This window comes from Streptomyces sp. NPDC051133, from assembly GCF_040682635.1.
GTDB lineage: Bacteria > Actinomycetota > Actinomycetes > Streptomycetales > Streptomycetaceae > Streptomyces.
Genome location: NZ_JBFBBK010000023.1, coordinates 65,244 through 83,719, shown reverse-complemented (window position 1 = coordinate 83,719; position 18,476 = coordinate 65,244). Strand labels below are relative to the sequence as shown.

Annotated in this window: 20 protein-coding genes; 10 read left to right on the top strand and 10 right to left on the bottom strand. The window is 72.3% G+C overall.

All coding sequences use genetic code 11. The features are described from left to right. Window positions 1-2: 2 nt before the first annotated feature. The 5 genes from AB0N17_RS23845 to AB0N17_RS23825 form a co-directional block, all read right to left on the bottom strand. Window positions 3-953, bottom strand: coding sequence for an SCO1860 family LAETG-anchored protein (locus tag AB0N17_RS23845; RefSeq protein WP_366013464.1), 951 nt, complete (start codon window positions 951-953; stop codon window positions 3-5). 181 nt (window positions 954-1,134) lie between these two features. Next, window positions 1,135-2,226, bottom strand: coding sequence for an amidohydrolase family protein (locus AB0N17_RS23840; RefSeq protein WP_366013463.1), 1,092 nt, complete (start codon window positions 2,224-2,226; stop codon window positions 1,135-1,137). 18 nt (window positions 2,227-2,244) lie between these two features. Next, window positions 2,245-3,039 (bottom strand): amino acid ABC transporter ATP-binding protein, encoded by a 795-nt coding sequence (locus AB0N17_RS23835; protein WP_366013462.1) that lies wholly within the window; start codon window positions 3,037-3,039, stop codon window positions 2,245-2,247. Further along, entirely contained in the window at window positions 3,036-3,869 is an 834-nt protein-coding gene (locus tag AB0N17_RS23830; protein ID WP_366013461.1) for an amino acid ABC transporter permease, read from the bottom strand. The genes AB0N17_RS23835 and AB0N17_RS23830 overlap by 4 nt, the downstream gene beginning before the upstream one ends. Window positions 3,870-3,873: 4 nt before the next feature. Next, on the bottom strand, window positions 3,874-4,725 hold the full coding sequence (locus AB0N17_RS23825; protein WP_366013460.1) for a transporter substrate-binding domain-containing protein: 852 nt from the start codon (window positions 4,723-4,725) through the stop codon (window positions 3,874-3,876). Window positions 4,726-4,882: 157 nt separating this feature from the next. Between AB0N17_RS23825 and AB0N17_RS23820 the strand changes: the two genes are divergently transcribed. From AB0N17_RS23820 to thpD, 6 genes are all read left to right on the top strand, one after another. Then, window positions 4,883-5,983, top strand: coding sequence for an aminotransferase class V-fold PLP-dependent enzyme (locus AB0N17_RS23820; protein ID WP_366013459.1), 1,101 nt, complete (start codon window positions 4,883-4,885; stop codon window positions 5,981-5,983). A gap of 75 nt (window positions 5,984-6,058) precedes the next feature. Beyond that, window positions 6,059-6,589: a DinB family protein gene (locus AB0N17_RS23815; RefSeq protein WP_366013457.1), complete on the top strand. Its 531-nt coding sequence runs from the start codon at window positions 6,059-6,061 to the stop codon at window positions 6,587-6,589. Window positions 6,590-6,844: 255 nt separating this feature from the next. Beyond that, on the top strand, window positions 6,845-7,363 hold the full coding sequence (gene ectA / locus AB0N17_RS23810; protein ID WP_366013456.1) for a diaminobutyrate acetyltransferase: 519 nt from the start codon (window positions 6,845-6,847) through the stop codon (window positions 7,361-7,363). Between the two features lie 13 nt (window positions 7,364-7,376). Then, complete coding sequence (gene ectB / locus AB0N17_RS23805; RefSeq protein ID WP_366013455.1) at window positions 7,377-8,648, top strand: diaminobutyrate--2-oxoglutarate transaminase; 1,272 nt, start codon at window positions 7,377-7,379, stop codon at window positions 8,646-8,648. 51 nt (window positions 8,649-8,699) lie between these two features. Continuing rightward, window positions 8,700-9,104 carry an ectoine synthase gene (locus tag AB0N17_RS23800; protein ID WP_366013454.1) on the top strand — a complete coding sequence of 135 codons (405 nt, stop codon included), beginning with the start codon at window positions 8,700-8,702 and terminating at the stop codon, window positions 9,102-9,104. 6 nt (window positions 9,105-9,110) lie between these two features. Then, on the top strand, window positions 9,111-10,004 hold the full coding sequence (thpD, locus tag AB0N17_RS23795) for an ectoine hydroxylase (RefSeq protein WP_366013453.1): 894 nt from the start codon (window positions 9,111-9,113) through the stop codon (window positions 10,002-10,004). A 62-nt stretch (window positions 10,005-10,066) separates the two neighbouring features. On the opposite strand, the gene AB0N17_RS23790 is transcribed toward thpD, so the two are convergent. From AB0N17_RS23790 to AB0N17_RS23770, 5 genes are all read right to left on the bottom strand, one after another. Continuing rightward, window positions 10,067-11,077 carry an aminotransferase class V-fold PLP-dependent enzyme gene (locus tag AB0N17_RS23790; protein WP_366013452.1) on the bottom strand — a complete coding sequence of 337 codons (1,011 nt, stop codon included), beginning with the start codon at window positions 11,075-11,077 and terminating at the stop codon, window positions 10,067-10,069. A gap of 94 nt (window positions 11,078-11,171) precedes the next feature. Next, window positions 11,172-11,915 carry a DsbA family oxidoreductase gene (locus tag AB0N17_RS23785; protein ID WP_366013451.1) on the bottom strand — a complete coding sequence of 248 codons (744 nt, stop codon included), beginning with the start codon at window positions 11,913-11,915 and terminating at the stop codon, window positions 11,172-11,174. Window positions 11,916-11,993: 78 nt separating this feature from the next. Then, window positions 11,994-12,500 (bottom strand): GNAT family N-acetyltransferase, encoded by a 507-nt coding sequence (locus tag AB0N17_RS23780; RefSeq protein WP_366013450.1) that lies wholly within the window; start codon window positions 12,498-12,500, stop codon window positions 11,994-11,996. Between the two features lie 95 nt (window positions 12,501-12,595). Beyond that, window positions 12,596-13,204, bottom strand: coding sequence for a DUF1349 domain-containing protein (locus tag AB0N17_RS23775; protein WP_366013449.1), 609 nt, complete (start codon window positions 13,202-13,204; stop codon window positions 12,596-12,598). 38 nt (window positions 13,205-13,242) lie between these two features. Then, window positions 13,243-14,772 carry an aldehyde dehydrogenase (NADP(+)) gene (locus AB0N17_RS23770; protein WP_366013447.1) on the bottom strand — a complete coding sequence of 510 codons (1,530 nt, stop codon included), beginning with the start codon at window positions 14,770-14,772 and terminating at the stop codon, window positions 13,243-13,245. 141 nt (window positions 14,773-14,913) lie between these two features. Here AB0N17_RS23770 and AB0N17_RS23765 point away from each other — a divergent pair, with 141 nt between their 5' ends. The 4 genes from AB0N17_RS23765 (at window position 14,914) to AB0N17_RS23750 (ending at window position 18,464) form a co-directional block, all read left to right on the top strand. Next, entirely contained in the window at window positions 14,914-15,687 is a 774-nt protein-coding gene (locus AB0N17_RS23765) for an IclR family transcriptional regulator (RefSeq protein ID WP_366013446.1), read from the top strand. Between the two features lie 26 nt (window positions 15,688-15,713). Beyond that, complete coding sequence (locus tag AB0N17_RS23760) at window positions 15,714-16,184, top strand: GNAT family N-acetyltransferase (RefSeq protein ID WP_366013445.1); 471 nt, start codon at window positions 15,714-15,716, stop codon at window positions 16,182-16,184. Window positions 16,185-16,269: 85 nt separating this feature from the next. Then, entirely contained in the window at window positions 16,270-17,226 is a 957-nt protein-coding gene (locus tag AB0N17_RS23755) for a hypothetical protein (protein WP_366013444.1), read from the top strand. 8 nt (window positions 17,227-17,234) lie between these two features. Next, window positions 17,235-18,464, top strand: a complete 1,230-nt coding sequence (locus AB0N17_RS23750) for a histidine kinase (protein WP_366013443.1) — start codon at window positions 17,235-17,237, stop codon at window positions 18,462-18,464. Window positions 18,465-18,476 lie beyond the last annotated feature (12 nt).

The window sequence follows — 18,476 nt, the reverse complement described above, 5'->3', positions numbered from 1 at the left end:
CGTCAGCCCCTGCGGCGGCGGGCCACCGTCACCGCTCCCCCGCCCACCAGCAGCAGGGCGAGCGCACCGCCGGCGATGTACGGGGTCGCCGAGCTGCCGCCGGTCTCCGCGAGGTCGGACTTCGACGCGCCGCCCTGGGGCTTCACCTCCGTGGTGCCGGCTTTCCCGGGAGCGTCCTGGGACTGGGTGCCGGCGGCCGGGTCGTGGCTCGGCAGCGGGTGTCCGGCCGGCGGGGCCTTCGGGGACTCGCAGGTGGCCTCGGCGAGCGTGACCGTGCCCTCGACGTCGGCCACGCCCAGTCTCAACGGGTTGACGGACACCTTGAGTTGCAGCGCGGTGGCGGCGGCCGTGCGGGTGGTGGTGCGCCGCTGGACGAGGTCGAGGCGGACCTCGCCGACGCCGGGCACCCTCACCTCGGTCGGGCCGCCGGCGGTCAGCGTGACGCGCTTGCCGAGGACGGTCACGGCGCCGAGGACGTTCGCGGCGGCGACCGGTGCCTCGCCGGCCTCGCAGGTCGCTCTGGCGGTGACCGTGTCGGCCTCGATCAGGGACAGCAGGGGCAGTCCGGGGACGTGCAGCCGGGCGTGGACGAGCCGGACCGAGCCCTCGGCGCGCTTCGCGGTGACGGTGGCCCGGGACTGGGCCACGTCCGCGCCGAACACGCTGAACGGCTTGCCGCCGGCCACCCCGTCGAGCCGGGCGGACAGGGCCGTCCGGTCCGCGCTCCGCGGTGCCTGGACCTGGTTGAGGGAGACCGCGAGCGGGACGTCGACGGTCTTGTTGAGCAGGGACACGTCGAGCCCGGCGCGCAGGACGACGGCGGAGGCGCGACCGTGGTCACCGGTCGCGTGCGCGGCGCCCGCGCCCAGGGCCGCGGGCGCGGCGGCGAGGGCGGTGACCGTCGCCACGGCGGCGAGACGGCGTGCGGGCATACGGAAGTTTTTGCTGTTCAAGGCGGTGGGACCCCCAGACGGGACTTGCTTGGGACCCGTCAACCTTGTACGCACTGTGGGTGAACGTTCAGTGATCCTGGGTTACTTCACTCAAACGTGGATATTCCGCACGCGCCTTCGAATCACCGGGCACAGGTGTTCCCCCGCGTCCCCGCTCCACCCCCGGCCGTCGCGACCGTGACTACTCGACGACGAGCCCGTTCAGCACCACCCGACGCGGCGCCGCCAGCACCCGTACGTCCGCCCGCGGATCGCCCTCGTAGACCACCAGGTCCGCGGGAGCGCCCTCCTGGAGGCCGGGGCGGCCGAGCCAGGCGCGGGCGGCCCAGCTCGTCGCGGCGACGGCGTCCACGGCCGGGATGCCGGCGGTGACCAGCTCGGCCACCTCCGCCGCGACCAGACCGTGGGCGAGCGAACCCCCGGCGTCCGTGCCGACGTAGACCGGGATCCCGGCGTCGAAGGCGCCGCGCACGGTGTCGTAGCGGCGCTCGTGCAGCTGGCGCATATGGGCCGACCAGCGCGGATACCTGATGTCGCCGCCGGCCGCGAGGTGCGGGAAGGTGGCGATGTTCACGAGGGTGGGGACGATCGCGACGCCCCGCTCGGCGAACAGCGGGATCAGGTCCTCGGTCAGGCCGGTGGCGTGCTCGATGCAGTCGATGCCCGCCTCGACCAGGTCGCGCAGGGAGTTCTCGGCGAAGCAGTGCGCGGTGACCCGGGCGCCGAGCCGGTGGGCCTCGGCGATGGCCGCCTCCACCGCCTCACGCGGCCAGCACGGCGCGAGGTCGCCGAGGTCGCGGTCGATCCAGTCGCCGACCAGCTTGACCCAGCCGTCGCCGCGCCGGGCCTCCCGGGCGACGTACGCGACGAGGTCGTCCGGCTCGACCTCCCAGGCGAAGTTGCGGATGTAGCGGCGGGTGCGGGCGATGTGCCGGCCGGCCCGGATGATCTTCGGCAGGTCCGCGCGGTCGTCGACCCACCGGGTGTCGGAGGGCGAGCCCGCGTCCCTGATCAGCAGGGTGCCCGCCTCCCGGTCGGTGAGCGCCTGCTTCTCGGCCGTCGCGGCGTCGACCGGGCCGTCCGCGCCGAGGCCGACGTGGCAGTGCGCGTCGACCAGGCCGGGCAGCGCCCAGCCCTCGACGGTGGTGACGTCCCGGGCGCCGGCGGGGCGGTCGTAGGAGACGCGGCCCCCGACCACCCACAGCTCGTCGCGAACGTCCTCGGGTCCCACGAGGACCCGCCCCTTCACATGCAGCACCGCGCCATCGCTCATGCACCGCACCCTAACGAGCTACGGCCGGTCCTTCCCCACCCGGTCGGAGCTCTCCTCCTCGACCTGGGCCATCGCCGGGTCGAGCAGGCGGGACAGGAAGTGGCGGGTGCGCTCGTGCTGCGGGTCGCCGATGACCTGCTCGGGGCTGCCGTCCTCGACGATCCGGCCGCCGTCCATGAAGACGACCCGGTCGGCGACCTCGCGGGCGAAGGTCATCTCGTGGGTGACGACCATCATCGTCATGCCCTCGGTGGCCAGCATGCGCATGACGGCGAGGACGTCGCCGACCAGCTCCGGGTCGAGCGCCGAGGTCGGCTCGTCGAACAGCATGACCTCCGGGCCCATCGCCAGCGCCCGGGCGATGGCCACGCGCTGCTGCTGGCCGCCGGAGAGGGAGGACGGGTAGGCGTCCGCCTTCTCGGACAGACCGACCCGGGCGAGGTTCTCGGCGGCGATCTTCCCGGCCGTGGCCCTGTCCCGCTTGAGGACGCGGCGCTGGGGCAGCGTGAGGTTCTCGGTCACGCTCAGATGCGGGAAGAGGTTGAACTGCTGGAAGACCATGCCGATCCGGCGGCGCACGGCGTCGATGTCGACGTCGGGATCGGTCAGCTCGGTGCCGCCGACGAAGACCTGGCCCCCGGTCGGCTCCTCCAGCAGGTTCACACAGCGCAGCAGCGTCGACTTGCCCGAGCCGGACGGGCCGATGACGCAGACGACCTCGCCCTGGTTGATCTCCAGGTCGATGCCGCGCAGGACGTGGTTGTCGCCGAAGGACTTGTGCAGGTCCTGGACGCGGATCTCGGGGCGGGTCACCGGATCTCCCTTAGGGCCTTGGACTCCATCCGGCGCACGACGAGGCTGAGCGGGATCGTGATCAGCAGGTAGCACAGGCCCGCCACCAGGATCGGCGTGGAGTTGGCGGTCGTGCTGGCCAGGTCGTTGCCGAACTTGGACAGTTCGCGCTGCTCCAGGGTGACACCGAGGAACAGCACCAGCGAGGAGTCCTTGAAGAGCAGGACGAGTTCGTTGGTCAGCGGCGGCAGGATGATCCGGAAGGCCTGCGGCAGGATGATGGAGACCATGGCCCGCGCGGGCGAGAAGCCGAGGGAACGGGCCGCCTCCATCTGCCCCTTGGGCACGGCCTGGATGCCCGCGCGGATCGTCTCGGCCATGTAGGCGGCGGAGACCAGTCCGAGCGCGACGGCGACCTTGCCGTAGATGCCGCCCGGGTACTGCACGCTCGGGAAGGCCAGCGGCACGCCGGTGCCGACGAAGATGAAGATCAGCAGCGCGGGCAGGCCGCGGAAGATCTCGATGTAGACGCCGGCGAGCCAGCGGTACGGCCCCACGGACGACAGGCGCATCAGGGCGATGACCATGCCGAGGACCAGGCCCACGACGAACCCGGACAGCGTGTACAGCACGGTGTTCTTCAGGGCCACCGTGATGAGTTCCGGGAACAGCTGCTTGGCGATCTCGGGCTGCGCGAACTGGTTCTGCAGCCGGCCCCAGTCGGCGGTGACCGCGAACGCGATCACCGCGGCGACGAAGACGGCGTACTGCGCCCCGCGCGACAGCCGACGCTTCTGACGGAGCGTCAGCCCCGGTTTCCTGGGCTGGATACGTGTGTCCGTGTCGGCCATGGGGTCAGGAGGCGGACGGGGCCGGGGAGGCGACGGAGGCGTTGTACGGGCCGATCCACTTCTCGTAGATCTTCTTGTACGTGCCGTCGGCCTTGGCGTCCCGCAGGGCCTTGTTGATGGCGTCGAGCAGGGCCTTGTTGCCCTTCTTGACCGTGAAGCCGTACTGCTCGCCGGTCTTGAGGTTGTCGACGACCTTGAAGGCGTCCGCGTTGGCCTTGTCCTTCAGCCAGCCCTGGACCACCGGGTAGTCGATGACGACGGCCTGGACCTGACCGGTGCGCAGGCCGTTGAGGACCGCGTCGGAGGAGGCGAAGGAGACCGGGTCGTAGCCCTTGCTCCTGGCGTAGTCCTCGCCCGTGGTCTGCGCCTGGGCGCCGAGCTTCTTGCCCTTGGCCTTGACGTCCGCGAGGGAGGTGATGCCGGCGCTCTTGTTCACGAGCACGGCCTGGGTGGCCTCGAAGTACGGGTCGGAGAAGTCGACGTTCTTCTTGCGCTCGGCGGTGATCGTCATACCGGCGGCGGCGAGGTCGCACTGGCCGGAGTTCAGGAAGGCGCCGGTCTTGAAGTTCTCGAACGGCGTGTCGAGGATCTGCTGCTTGACCCCGAGGTTCCCCGCGACGAGGTCGATGAGGGAGACGTCGAAGCCCTGCACCTTGCCGTCGATCTCCGACTGGAACGGCGGGTACGGCAGGTGGGTGCAGGTGGTGAGCTGACCGGCCTTGGCGAGGTGGACTCCCTTGACCGTGGTCTTGCCGCTCCCCGATCCGCCGGAGGAGCAGCCGGCCACGAGCACGAGCCCGGCCGTCAGGGTGGTGGCGGCCAGGAGGCGGGTCCGGCGCCCGAGGAGCGTTTTCATGGGGGAATCTCCCTGTGGGGGAACTGTGGGTTCCGATTATAAGGAAACGTTTGGGTCTCTCAAACCAAACTGATGGTCACCGCGGTGTTCGACCTAAGATCGGGGGACTCGGCCCGAGCCTTTGGACCTGAACCCCGAGAACGAAGAGAGCACCGCCGTGACGCACCCCTTCCTGGACCTGCCCCCGCTGACCGCCGAGGGCTTCGCCGCCGTCGAGGACGGGGTGGCCCGGCTGCTGGACACCCGGCAGGACGTGCTGATCACCCAGGGTGAGGCGCTGCTGCCGCTGGAGGGCGCGATCCGCGCGGCGGCCGGGCCGGGCACGGTCGCCCTGAACGTGGTGACGGGCCCCTACGGGCAGACCTTCGGAGACTGGCTGCGGGACTCCGGCGCGACCGTGCACGACATCTCCGTGCCCTTCCACACGGCGGTGACCGCGGCGCAGATCCGGGAGGCGTTCGCCGAGCACCCGGAGATCGACTTCGTCTCGCTGGTGCACGCGGAGGCGGCGACCGGCAACACCAACCCGGTCGCGGAGATCGGCGAGGCCGTACGGGAGCAGGGCGCCCTGTTCTACCTGGACGCGGTGGCCTCCGTGGGCGCGGAGCCGGTGCTGCCGGACGCGTGGGGCGTGGACCTGTGCGTGATCGGGGCGCAGAAGGCGATGGGCGGCCCCGCCGGGGTGTCGGCGATCTCGGTGAGCGAGCGGGCCTGGGCGCGGATGGCGGCCAACCCGCACGCGCCGCGCCGCTCGTACCTGTCGCTGCTGGACTGGAAGGAGCGCTGGATCGACGCCGGCCGCCGGGCGCTGCCGCACGCTCCGGCCCAGCTGGAGATGCTGGCGCTCGAGGCCTGCCTGGAGCGGATCGAGTCGGCCGGTCTGGACGAGGTCATGGCCCGGCACCGGCGCGCCGCGCTGGCCACCCGGGCCGGTGCGGTGGCCCTGGGCGGGGGGCTCGAGCCGTACGTGTACGAGGAGCGGGACGCGGCGCCGGTCGCCACGACCCTGCGGGTGCCGTCGGGCGCCGTCGCCTCGGAGCTGGTGGCGCGGGCTCTGGCGAGCGACCCCGCGCTGCCGCTGGCGGCGGGCGGGGGCGCGCTGGCCAAGGAGATGATCCGGGTCAACCACTACGGGGCCGACGCCGCTCCGGGCGCGGTGCGGGGTTCCCTGGCGGCGCTGGGGGCGGCCCTCGGCGAGCAGGGACTCACCGTGGACCTGGAGGCGGCCCACCGTGCCGTGGAGAACGCCTGGCGCTAGGCACACCCGGACGACGACGGCCCGCGGCGCTGCGCGCGCGGGCCGTTGTCGTACCCGCGTGCCATGCTGCCCCGCATGACCACTGCAGACGCGCCCCGCACCCTCCCCGACGGCCGGCCCGTCCCGCCGATGACCGGTTCCGAGCGCACCGTGCTGGAGGGCTGGCTGGACTTCCACCGGGCCACGCTGGAGCTGAAGTGCCGGGGGCTGGACGACGCGCAGGTACGGCTGGCCGCCGCCGAGCCGTCCGAGCTGACGCTGCTCGGGCTCGTCCAGCACCTGGCCGAGGTCGAGCGGAACTGGTTCCAGCGGGTGCTGGCCGGGCGGGCGGTGCCACCGGTGTTCGAGGAGGGGACGGGGTACGCCCTCGACTCCGGCCGGGGACTGGAGGAGGCGCTGGCCGCGTGGCGGCGCGAGATCGCGTGCGGCCGGGAACTGCTCGCCGGCAGGGACCTGGAGGACACGGGCCGGATCGTCGACGAGCCGATGGCCGGCTTGGAGGTCAGTGTGCGCTGGGTGCTGATCCACCTCATCGAGGAGTACGCCCGCCACAACGGGCACGCCGACATTCTGCGTGAACGCATCGACGGAACCACCGGCGCGTGAATTCAATTTAGTTTCACAATTCCCGCTAATTCTCTGGACGATAGCTTCCCGTCTTCTTCTGCCCGCTTTTTGCAACCCTAAACAGGAGAGTTTCCCGAGGGTTTTCGGACGGTTTCCGCTCTGTGACACACTCCACAGGGCGGCACTTTTGTCCTGATTTGATGCGGGTTATTTCGGGCATTTCGCCGACACCTCCCTCCAGCCCGGTCGCACGGCCCGTGCATTTTCTAATTCGCCTCGCTAAATTCGTGCCGCATGACTGCCGCACCCGCAGACCTGCTCATCGACCGACCGGCGGTGACGGACGGAGCCGCGCTCTGGCGTCTCGCCAAGGACTCGAAAACACTCGACCTGAACTCTTCGTACAGCTATCTGCTGTGGTGCCGGGACTTCGCCGGCACCTCGGCGGTGGCGCGCGGTGCGGACGGGGAGCCGGTCGGCTTCGTCACCGGCTACGTGCGGCCGGACCGCCCCGGCACCCTGCTCGTCTGGCAGGTGGCGGTCGACTCGGCCCACCGGGGCCACGGCATCGCCGCCGCTCTGCTGGACGGGCTGACCGCACGGCTCGCCGCCGAGCGGGGCATCACCGACGTCGAGACCACCATCACCCCCGGCAACACCGCCTCCGAGCGTCTGTTCACGTCGTTCGCCGCCCGGCACGGAGCGCAGGTCGGCCGCGAGGTGCTGTTCTCCGCCGACCTGTTCCCGGACGGCCCGCACGACCCCGAAGTGCTTTACCGCATAGGCCCGTTGACCTCTGCCGCAGCCCATTGAGGAGCGAATCACCGTGACCATCACCCAGCCCGACCTCAGTGTCTTCGAGACCCTCGAGTCCGAGGTGCGCAGCTACTGCCGCGGCTGGCCCACCGTGTTCGACCGCGCGCAGGGCAGCCGGATGTACGACGAGGACGGTCATGCGTACCTCGACTTCTTCGCCGGTGCCGGCTCACTCAACTACGGCCACAACAATCCCGTACTCAAACGGGCGTTGATCGACTATCTGTCCCGGGACGGGGTCACCCACGGCCTGGACATGTCGACCACGGCCAAGCGGTCCTTCCTGCAGACCTTCCAGGACCTGGTGCTGCGCCCGCGCGACCTGCCGTACAAGGTCATGTTCCCGGGCCCGACCGGCACCAACGCCGTCGAGTCGGCGCTGAAGCTGGCCCGGAAGGTGAAGGGGCGCGAGGCGATCGTGTCGTTCACCAACGCCTTCCACGGGATGTCCCTGGGCTCGCTCGCCGTCACCGGCAACGCCTTCAAGCGGGCCGGCGCCGGCATACCGCTGGTGCACGGCACGCCGATGCCGTTCGACAACTACTTCGACGGCACGGTCCCGGACTTCCTGTGGTTCGAGCGGCTGCTCGAGGACCAGGGCTCCGGCCTGAACAAGCCCGCCGCGGTGATCGTGGAGACCGTGCAGGGCGAGGGCGGCATCAACGTCGCCCGGCCCGAATGGCTCCGCGCGCTCAAGGAGCTGTGCGAGCGGCAGGACATGCTGCTGATCGTCGACGACATCCAGATGGGCTGCGGCCGTACCGGTGCCTTCTTCTCCTTCGAGGAGGCGGGCATCACCCCGGACATCGTCACCGTCTCGAAGTCCATCAGCGGCTACGGCCTGCCGATGTCGCTGTGCCTGTTCAAGCCCGAGCTGGACGTCTGGGAGCCGGGCGAGCACAACGGCACCTTCCGCGGCAACAACCCCGCGTTCGTCACCGCGACCGCCGCCCTGGAGGCGTACTGGACCGACGGCTCGGCCATGGAGAAGCAGACCCGCACCCGCGGCGAGCAGGTCGAGCAGGCGCTGATCTCCATCACCGAGGAGAACCTCGCCGATGTACGGGAGTACCGCGGGCGGGGTCTGGTCTGGGGCCTGGAGTTCCGCGACAAGGAGCGCGCCTCGCGGGTGGCCCGGCGCGCCTTCGAGCTGGGGCTGCTGATCGAGACGTCCGGCCCCGAGGGCGAGGTCGTCAAACTGCTGCCCGCTCTCACCATCACCCCGGAGGAGCTGGACGAGGGCCTGAGCATCCTCGCCCGCGCCGTCCGCGAGACCGTCTGACCCGGTCTCGCCCGTCCAGCCAGTCGTACAGCTAGGAGGAAGTACAGCACCGTGATCGTCCGATCGTTCAAGGACATCGAAGGCACCGACCGGCACGTCAAGTCGAAGTCCGGCACCTGGGAGAGCAAGCGGATCGTCCTCGCCAAGGAGCGGGTCGGCTTCTCCGTGCACGAGACCATCCTGTACGCCGGCACCGAGACGGACATGTGGTACGCCAACCACATCGAGGCCGTCGTCTGCACCCGGGGCGAGGCCGAACTGACCGACCGCGAGACCGGGCAGACGTACACCATCACGCCCGGCACCATGTACCTCCTGAACGGGCACGAGCGGCACACGCTGCGCGTCAAGGAGGACTTCCACTGCATCTGCGTGTTCAACCCGCCCGTGACCGGACGGGAGGACCACGACGAGAACGGCGTCTACCCGCTGCTCACCGAGCCCGAGGAGGTGTGAGGAACCATGACCACTGCACCCGTCAAGGATCTCTACCCGACCCGCGGCACCACCGAGGTGGCCGTCCCGCGCCAGGACCCGGTCGTCTGGGGCGCCCCGGACACGCCGGGACCGATCGCGACGGCCGATCTCCAGTCGTTCGAGCGTGACGGCTTCCTCGCCATCGAGGAGCTGATCACGCCGAGCGAGGTGGAGGTCTACAAGCGCGAGCTGGACCGGCTGGTCACCGACCCGGCGATCCGCGCCGACGAGCGCTCCATCGTGGAGCCGCAGTCGAAGGAGATCCGCTCGGTCTTCGAGGTGCACCGGATCAGCGAGGTGTTCGCGAAGCTGGTGCGCGACCCCCGGGTGGTGGGCCGCGCCCGGCAGATCCTCGGCTCGGACGTGTACGTCCACCAGTCCCGGATCAACGTCAAGCCCGGTTTCGGCGCGAGCGGCTTCTACTGGCACTCGGACTTCGAGACCTGGCACGCCGAGGACGGCCTGCCGAACATGCGCACGGTGTCCGTCTCGATCGCGCTGACCGAGAACCACGACACCAACGGCGGCCTGATGATCATGCCGGGCTCGCACCGGACGTTCCTGGGCTGCGCCGGCGCCACGCCCAAGGACAACTACAAGAAGTCGCTGCAGATGCAGGACGCGGGCACCCCGTCCGACGAGGCGCTGACCTCGCTGGCGAGCGAGCACGGCATCCGGCTGTTCACCGGCAGGGCCGGGTCGGCGACCTGGTTCGACTGCAACTGCATGCACGGCTCCGGCGACAACATCACGCCGTTCCCGCGCAGCAACGTCTTCATCGTGTTCAACAGCGTGGAGAACACGGCCGTGGAGCCGTTCGCGGCGCCGATCCGCCGGCCGGAGTTCATCGGAGCGCGCGACTTCACCCCGGTGAAGTAACCCCCCGAGCACCGGGCCGGGGCCTCCTCGTGTGGGACGGGAGGCCCCGGCCCGGTCGTGTCTCAGCCGGACAGGGCGTCCAGCAGGCGGTCCACGTCCGTGGCGGTGTTGTACAGGTGGAAGGCCGCGCGCAGGTTGCCCGCGCGGTCGGAGACCTCGATGCCCGCCTCGCTCAACTCGGGCTGCCGGGCGCCGAGTCCGGGCACCGAGACGATCGCCGAGCCGGGCGCGGCCACGGGCTCGTGCCCCAGGTCGGCGAGGCCGGCCCGGAACCGGTCGGCGAGCGCCGTGTCGTGGGCGTGGATCGCCGCCACGCCGAGTTCCCCGACGAGGTCCAGGGACCGGCGCAGGCCGGCGAAGGTGAACAGGGCGTGGCTGAGGTCGAACCGCCGTGCGGAGTGCGCGAGTTCCGCGATCGGGCCGTAGCAGCTGTCCCACGGCTTCTCGGCCGCCGCCCAGCCCGCGAGCAGCGGCGTCAGCCCGCCGAGGTCCTCGGGGACGGTGAGGAAGGCCGCCCCGTGCGGGCCCAGCAGCCACTTGAAGGTGACGGAGGCGGTGAAGTCGTAGGCGTCCGCGTCCATGGGGAGCCAGCCGGCGGCCTGGGAGAAGTCGACGTAGGTGCGCGCGCCGTGCTCGCGGGCGGCCTCGCGCAGGGCGGGCAGGTCGGCGACGCGTCCGTCGGCGGACTGGGCGGCGCTGACCGCGACGAGCGCGGTGCCGGGACGGACGGACTCGGCGATCCGCTCCAGCGGGACCGTGCGGACCTTGAGGTCGCCGCGGACGTGGAACGGGTTGAGCACGGAGGTGAAGTCGTCCTCGGCGGTGAGGACTTCGGCGCCCGCCGCGACCCGGCCGGCCGGGACCCCGGCGAGCCGGGCGAACGCGGCCCGGCAGGCCTCGACGTCCTCGTACAGCGGCGTCAGCGGCCGGCCCTCGGCCCGCAGCAGCGCCGCTTCGTGCAGGGCGGCGACGGTGCGGGCCGGCAGCAGACCGTTGCTCGCGGTGTTGAGGTAGATGCGCTTCGGGGTGAACTCGGCGCGGACGAGGCTCTCGAACGTCTCCGTGGTCTCCATGGGACCACTCTGCGGCCACGGGAAGTCGCCGTCCATTGCGATTTTTCGCGTGGATCCGCTTAGGAGTCCTTATACATACGCCCCGACCTGCGGTTCAGCCCTGCTGCGGCACCGCGCAGCCGTCCGGGCCGCAGGCCGCCCCGTCCTCCTGGTCCCGCTGGTCGTGGTCCCCGCGGCCGACCGGCTTCAGCGGGGAGCGCTCGCCCCAGGCCTGCGTCAGCGCCTGGGTGAAGACCTCGGCCGGCTGGGCGCCGGAGACGCCGTAGGTCCGGTCCAGCACGAAGAACGGCACGCCGGTCGCGCCGAGCCGGGCGGCCTCGCGCTCGTCGGCGCGGACGTCGTCGGCGTAGGCGTCCGGGTCGGCGAGCACCGCGCGGGCCGCCCCGGCGTCCAGACCCGCCGCGGCGGCCAGCTCCACCAGCCGCTCGTCGCCCTCGGTGAAGACGGACCGCTCCTCGGCGAAGTTCGCCCGGTACAGGGCCTGGATCAGCTCGTCCTGCCGGCCCTGCTCCTTGGCGAAGTGCAGCAGGCGGTGCATGTCGAAGGTGTTGCCGTGGTCGCGGTCCCGGGTGCGGTAGTCCAGGCCCTCGGCGGCGGCCTGGGCGCCCAGGTGGTCCTCGCCGGCCTGGGCCTGCGCCGCGCTCATGCCGTACTTCCTGGTCAGCATGGTGAGCACGGGCTGGACGTCGCCCTTGGCACGGTCCGGATCCAGCTCGAAGGAGCGGTGCACCACCTCGACCTCGTCACGGTGCGGGAAGTCGGCCAGCGCCTTGTCGAAACGGGCCTTGCCGACGTAGCACCAGGGACAGGCGATATCGGTCCAGATCTCGACGCGCATGCTCTCGGCTCTTCTCCAGGTCGTACGGGCACGGAGGATCTCCCCGCAGCCGGTACATGAACGTTCAAGCAGCGCGTTTCATTCCCGGGGCGGCACGGCGTACCGCAGGAACAGGTGGTGGTCCCCCTCGGCGGGCGGGTTCTCCGGGTCCGGGACCCAGCCCTGGCGGGCGTAGAAGGCCTGGGCGCGCCGGTTGTCCGCGTGGACGTCGAGGACGGCGGTCCGCCTGCCGTCGGCCCGCCACTGCTCCAGGCAGTCCGCGTGCAGGGCCGTACCGATGCCGGAGCGCCAGTGGCCGGGGTCGACGTGGAACTGGAACAGCTTGACCGTGTCGGCGGCCGCGCCGTCCGGGGTGCGGAAGGAGGCGATCCCGACGATCCGGCCCTGTTCGACGGCGCACAGCACATGGCCGTCGGGCCGCTCGATGGAGCCGCGCCAGGCCTCGTCCCAGTCGACGTCGCCCTGCGGGACGCCGTCCGGGTAGTACGTCGAGCGGGCCCGGAGGTGCAGTTCGGCGATGACCTCGGCCTCGGCGGGCAGGGCGGTGCGGATCACCAGGGCGCTGTTGACACGTGCTCGGATCATGCAACGGAGGACGTGCCGGCGCCGGCGCCGGTTCCGCGGTGGCCGGCCCGGCCGCCGTCCCGCTCGGCCGCCGTTCCGCTCAGCTGCCGTCCCGCTCAGCTGCCGTCCCGCAGGTCGGCCGGCCAGGCGTCCCGGAACTCGACGTGGTCGTAGGTGACCACGCAGCCCTCCCCCAGCGGCGACTGGGTCATGAACCCCACCAGCGCGGCGTCCGTCTCCTTCTCGTCGCCCAGGGTGAACAGCCGCACGAAGGTCCAGCGCTCCCCGTCCCGGGAGGCGTGGAAGGCGAACGCCCGCCCGGTCCGGCTGATCCGGAGCCACACCGAACTCCCGTGCACGGTGAAGGAGTTGGCGTCGTCGGAGTGTCCCCGGGTGACCACCGTGCAGACGGTGGGCACGTCCGGGGAGTACTCCAGGCAGAGCTTGGCCCAGGCCCGCTCGCCGACGTGGACGTACAGCACGCCGGCGTCGAAGGACGCGTTGAACCCCACGGTGACCCGGGCTATCAGCTGGAAGTCCCCGACGGGCGCCCCGAGCAGCCGGGGCGCGTCGGTCGCGGGATCCAGCGCCTCCCCGGTGGGCGTGACGAACCGGTCCTGCCGGGGCCCGGCCCATCCGGTGAGTACGCCGTCCTCGTAGGACCAGTTGCCGTCGGGGCCGTAGGTGCGAAGCGGGAAAGGCAGTTCGGGAAGTTCCACGTCCATGGGCCGATTCTCGCAAGAGTCCGGGTGCGCCCGCGGTGCTACCGCTCCAGAACCCCGTCGAACCGCCGGGGAAGCCCGAGGGGATTGTCGTCGCGCAACTCCTGCGGCAGCAGGGCCGACGGCGCGTTCTGGTAGACGACCGGCCGCAGCCACCGCTCGATGGCCGTGCCGCCCACGGACGTGGACGTGGAGGTCGTCGCGGGGTACGGCCCGCCGTGGTGCTGGGCCGGGGCCACGGCGACACCGGTGGGCCACGCGTTCACCACCACGCGCCCGGCCAACGGGGTGACCTCGGCGAGGAGTTCCGCGCCCCGCCCCTCGCCGGCCGCCTCCTCCGCGGACAGCTGCACGGTGGCCGTCAGGTTGCCCGGAAGCCGGGACAGGACCGCCGCGGCCTCGCCCTCCTCCTCGTAGCGGGCCACGACGGTGACCGGCCCGAAGCACTCCTCCAGCAGCACGTCGTACGCCCCCTGCGCCACCAGCCTGCTCGCCGGCACCGTGAGGAACCCCGCGCTGACGGTGTGCGCGCCGCCCGCGCCCGGGGTCACCGGGGACTCGACCTCCGCCAGCCGGGCCCGCTCCTCGACCCCGGCGATGAAGGCGTCCCGCATGCGGTGGTCGAGCAGGACCCCGGCCGCGGTGTCGCCGACCGCGTCGGTCAGGGCCTTCACCAGCCGGTCGCCCGCCGCGCCGGACGGCACCAGCACCAGACCCGGCTTGACGCAGAACTGCCCGACGCCGAGGGTCATCGACCCGGCGAGGCCGCCGCCGATCTCCTCGGCCCGCTCGGCCGCCGCGGCCTCCGTGACGAGGACCGGGTTCAGCGAGCCCAGCTCGCCGTGGAACGGGATCGGCACCGGGCGCGCGGCGGCGGCGTCGAACAGGGCCCGCCCGCCCCGCACCGAGCCGGTGAACCCGGCGGCGGCGACCAGCGGGTGCCCGATCAGCCCGACGCCCGCCTCGAAGCCGTGCACCAGGCCGACCACGCCCTCCGGGATGCCGTGCTCGGCGGCGGCCCGGCGCAGCACCTTCGCGACCAGCTCGGACAGGGCCGGGTGGTCGGGGTGTGCCTTGACGACGACCGGACAGCCCGCGGCGAGCGCGCTCGCGGTGTCACCGCCGGCGACGGAGAAGGCGAAGGGGAAGTTGGAGGCGGAGTAGACGGCGACGACGCCGAGGGGGACCTTGTAGCGGCGCAGGTCCGGGACGGGCGGGGTCGCGGTGTCGTCGGGGTGGTCGATCACGACGTCGAGGAAGGCGCCCTCGTCGACGATGTCCGCGAAGGCCCGCAGCTGGTAGGCGGTGCGGGCGAGTTCGCCGGTCAGCCGGACCGGGCCGAGCGCGGTCTCGGCGTCGGCGGTCCCGACCAGGCCGTCCCGGGCCGCCTCCAGGCCCGCCGCCGCGGTGCGCAGGAAGGCGGAACGGACCGACCGGCCGGCGAGAGCGCCGCGCGCGGCGCGGGCGGCCCGGACGGCCGCGTCCACCTCCTGGGCTGTGGCTTCCACCGCAACCCGTTCACGCTGCTTCCCGGTGCGCGGGTCGACACTCCAGACTGGTGCTGCTGCCACCGCGGATCCCTCCCAGTAAAAGGCCGCACTACCTAGGTCACCATCAGCCGCGTTCGATATACTGAACACCGTCTCTGATGATGAATTCGCTGTTCGGAGACTATATATCTCGGTCCGCGTCGAACGAAGGGGTCAAGGGCGATGACGGCAGGCGACGCAGGGGGCGGGGCGCAGGTCAAGTCCGCGGTACGGACCGTTGAGCTGCTGGAGTACTTCGCCGGCCGGCCCGGTATGCACTCCCTCGCGGCCGTGCAGGAGGCGGTGGGGTACCCGAAGTCCAGCCTGTACATGCTGCTGCGCACACTCGTGGAGCTGGGCTGGGTGGAGACGGACGCGACGGGCACGCGCTACGGCATCGGGGTGCGGGCGCTGCTGGTGGGCACCTCGTACATCGACGGCGACGAGGTGGTGGCGGCGGCCCGGCCGACCCTGGACCGGCTCTCGGACGACACCACGGAGACCATCCACCTGGCCCGGCTCGACGGCACCAACGTGGTCTATCTGGCGACCCGCCAGTCCCAGCACTACCTGCGCCCCTTCACCCGGGTCGGGCGCCGGCTGCCGGCCCACTCCACCTCGCTCGGCAAGGCGATCCTCGCCACGTACACCGACGAACAGGTGCGCAAGCTGCTGCCGGAGACCCTGCCCGCGCTCACCGAGAACACCCTCACCGACCGGGAGAAGCTCATCGAGGAGCTGCACCAGGTCCGGGAGCAGGGCTTCGCAGTGGACCGCGAGGAGAACACGCTGGGCCTGCGCTGCTTCGGCGTGGCGATCCCGTACCGCACGCCCGCGCGTGACGCCATCAGCTGCTCGGTGCCGGTGGCCCGGCTCACCCCCGCCCACGAGCAGATGATCAAGGACGCGCTGTTCGACGCGCGGGACCGGCTGACGCTCGCCACCCGCAGGCTCTGAGCCCCCGGGCCGTAGGCTCGGTTGCCATGAAGATCGCGCTGCGTGCCGTACAGGACAGTGACCTGCCGGCGTTCTTCCGGCAGATGACCGACCCGGAGGCCGTCCGGATGGCCGCGTTCGGCCCGGAGAACCCGTACGACCGGGACTCCTTCGCGGTCCACTGGCGGCGGCTCGAGGACTGCTCCGAGGTGCTGCGCACGGTCGTGGCCGACGGCGCCGTGGCCGGCAGCGCGGCCGTGTACGGAACGGCCGGCGAGCGCGAGGTGACGTACTGGATCGACCGTGCGTACTGGGGCCGGGGCGTGGCGACGGCCGCGCTGCGGGCCCTGCTCACCGAGGTGCCCGAACGTCCGCTGTACGCCCGGGCCGCCGCCGACAACGCCGGCTCGCTGCGGGTGCTGGAGAAGTGCGGCTTCCGGGAGAGCGCGCGGGCGCGGGGGTACGCCGGCGGGCGGGGCGAGGAGATCGCCGAGGTGGTCCTCATCCTGGAGGAGTGAGCCGGGCGTCCCTCCCCCGGGCGGCGGAGCGGGTTCGCCGGGGCGCAGGAGGCGCGGAGCCCCTGTGACGCGGGAGCCTCGGGGCATGACCTCCTCTACCGCCCTTCCCCCGACGGCCGTTGCCGTCTCCTCGGCCCGCCGGACGCTGCGGCTCGTCGCGATCGCCGCCTGTCTGCCGTACCTCTGCCTGAAGGCCGCCTGGATCGCCGGGAGCCACCTCGGCATCCCGGACGGCAGTCCGCTGTTGGAGCACCGGCTGACCATGGCCCTCGCCAACGGGCTCACCGTGCTGATGGACGCGGCCGTCGTGGTGCTGGCCCTGCTGCTGACCCGCCCGTGGGGGCTGCGCGTGCCCGCCTGGCTGCTCGCGGTGCCGATGTGGATCGCCACCGGGCTGCTCGCGCCGATCATGGCCGGGTTCCCGCTGCAGCTGCTCCTTCACCGGGGCGGAGGCGGCGGGGGCGACAAGCCCTTCCTGGACGGCTGGGTGTTCGCGGTGGTGTACGGCGGATTCATCGTGCAGGGGCTGGCGCTGGGCACGCTGTTCGCCGGGTACGCCCGCACGCGCTGGGGGCGGCTGTGGCGGGGGCGGGTGCGGGAACTGCCCGCGCGGGACGGGGCGTCCGCGCAGCGCCTGACGGCCGTGACGGTGCTGTGCCTCGGGCTGGTCGCGGGCGCGGTGCGGCTGCTGTGGGCCTGCGGGGTCTCGGCCGGCCGGAGCGGGGGCGGAGACCGGCTGATGGAGGCCGTGTACGTCCTCTTCCTCGCCGCCGCCGTCACCGGCGCCGGGCAGCTCGCCTTCCACCGGGGCCGCTCCCTGCCGGTCGCCGTGCCGCTCGCGCTGGCCTGGGTCGGCTCCGGCGCCGCGGCCTGCTGGGGCGGCTGGACGGCGCTGGCCACGCTGGTGACGGCCCACACCCCCGCCGACCGGCCGACACCGCTGCTGAGTCTCACCTACGCTGTGCAGATGATCGTCGGCTTCCTGGTGGCGAGTCTCACGGCCCACTTCCTCGCGGAGCGGTCCGCCAAGGCACCGCGGTGAGACGGGCGTTGAGCCCGCTGATCGGCGGGCGGGCGCGGCGCCGCTGGGTCCACCTCGTCCTCGGCGGCGCGCTCGCCATGCCGTACGTGCTGGTCGGCTCGGTGGTCGTCGGTCCGTTGACCGGGGTGGACGACGTCTTCACCTCGTTCCCCCTGCAACTGGGCTCGTTCGCCGTGGGACTGCCGATCGCCGCCGTCACCTCGGTGTTCCCGCTGACCCGGCCGCTGGAGTCCGCCGCCGTGCGCGCCCTGTGCGGGGTGGACGGGGACGCCCTGTCCCACCGCCCGGCCCGCACCGGTGCCGAACGCGCCCGTACGGCCGCCTGGTTCACGCTCCACCTGGGGCTCGGCGGGATCGTCTCGGGGATGTCGCTGGCCGTGCCGCCGTTCGCGACGGTGCTGGTGGTGCTGCCCGTGTTCGCCGGGCTGCGTCACACCTCGCTCCATCTGCCCCAGGTGCTCGACCACGGCTGGGCGTTGGCCCTGACTCCCGTGGCCGGACTGGCGATGCTGCTCGCGCTCGCCGCGTGCGCCGCGGGCTGCGGGGCGCTGCTGGCCCACTGGGCGCCCGCCCTGCTCGGGCCCACCCCGCAGGACCGGCTGGCCGCCGCCGAGTCCCGCGCCGCCGACCTCGCGGTCCGCAACCGGCTCGCCCGCGAACTGCACGACTCCGTCGGCCACGCCCTCAGCGCGGTCACCCTGCAGGCGGGCGCCGCCCGCCGGCTGTTCGACACCGACCCGGAGTTCGTCCGCGAGGCGCTGGCCGCCATCGAGGACACCACCCGGCGCACGGTCGGCGAACTCGACGCCGTCCTCGGGGTGTTGCGGGACGGCGACGCCCCCGGCACCGCGCCCGCGCCGACCCTCGCGGCCGACCTGGAGGGGCTGCTGCGCCGTACCCGGGCCGCCGGACAGCCGGTGACGGCCACGGTCGACGCCGACCCGGACGCGCTGCCCCCGCTGCTCTCCCGGGAGGCGTACCGGATCGTGCAGGAGGGGCTCAGCAACGCCCTCAAGCACGCCGGCGAACCGGTCAGCGTCCGTATCGCCGCCGCCTGCGGCCACCTGGAGATCACCGTCGAGAACCCCCTGGGCACCGCCCCGGCGACCCGCCCCGGCGGCGGCCACGGCCTGCGGGGCATCGCCGACCGGGTGCGGCTGCTGGGCGGCTGCGCACAGGCCGGGGCCACCGGGGCGACCTGGCGGCTGCACGTACGACTGCCGTTGACCGCCCGCTGAGCCACTGCCGCC